We start from the raw sequence: 487 nt of genomic DNA, 5'->3' as shown, positions 1-487 counted from the left end.
GGAACACGGCAATCAAACCGAATGCCATGATGCCGAACCAGTTGATAAATGCTGCCGCGCCGCGACGCAGGCCGTCCAGTTGTGCCGCGCAGAGCAGGGCAAGCGGCGGCAACAGCCAAACGAGGTTGTCTTGCAGGCGTTGCGGGTCGATGACGAGCAGGGCTGTCATGATAAACAGCCACGACAGGCTCAGAATGCCCCAGTTTTTATCGTGGATACGCGTACGGCTGAGCGTCCATGCCGCCAGCGGCCAAACAGGCAGGGCGAACCACAGTAGATTTTTCAGATAATAGAGTAGGCTGAAGGCCGTCTGAATCTGATGGAAACCGCCGAATACGCCTAAGGAATAATGGTTGAACCATATATCAAACCATTCGGGGTGGGTTCTGGATAAAACCAGCGGATACAGAATCAGCAGGGGCAGGGAAACGACAATGGCGCAGATCAGGGTCAGCAAATAGCGTTTGCTTTGCCCAGTGGAATGGAA

The 487-nt window shown here is 54.6% G+C and carries 1 pseudogene; it reads right to left on the bottom strand.

What is annotated here, in order from left to right:
- A pseudogene (locus tag ACTHUG_RS11405) lies at window positions 1–487 on the bottom strand (glycosyltransferase family 39 protein); the annotation flags it as partial.

The sequence above is a fragment of the Neisseria sp. P0022.S009 genome, from assembly GCF_051956675.1.
Taxonomy (GTDB): Bacteria; Pseudomonadota; Gammaproteobacteria; order Burkholderiales; family Neisseriaceae; genus Neisseria.
This window is presented reverse-complemented; position numbering and strand designations above follow the sequence as displayed.